General features: G+C 64.6%; 1 protein-coding gene. It reads left to right on the forward strand.

The window, feature by feature from the left end; translation table 11 throughout:
• Positions 1-316 (forward strand): LysE family translocator (locus tag BN1123_RS03475; RefSeq protein WP_042025384.1); only part of this gene is annotated, 316 nt, incomplete at its 5' end.
• Positions 317-328: the final 12 nt, after the last annotated feature.

Raw genomic sequence — 328 nt, forward strand, 5'->3', positions numbered from 1 at the left:
GACCCGCCAGGAGGACAGCGGGCGCCTGGAGCTGGTGCTGCGCGGCTTTACCGTCGCCATCTCCAACCCCAAGTCCTGGCTCTTCATGATGACCCTGCTGCCGCCCTTCATCAGCCCGGCCCTCTCAACCGAGTTGCAGACCCTGCTGTTCGTCGCCCTGGTCATCCTGATCGAGTGCGTCAACCTGCTGCTCTACGCCTACGGCGGGCAGCGGGCAAACCAGCTGTTGCAAGGGCAGGGGCGCGGGGATCTGCTGGGGCGGGTCTCCTCCCTGCTGATGATGGGGGTCGCTTTCTACTGGCTAGTCGGGGGTTGATATCAATCGAGG

Source organism: Aeromonas enteropelogenes, assembly GCF_000819845.1.
GTDB classification, from domain to species: Bacteria; Pseudomonadota; Gammaproteobacteria; order Enterobacterales; family Aeromonadaceae; genus Aeromonas; species Aeromonas enteropelogenes.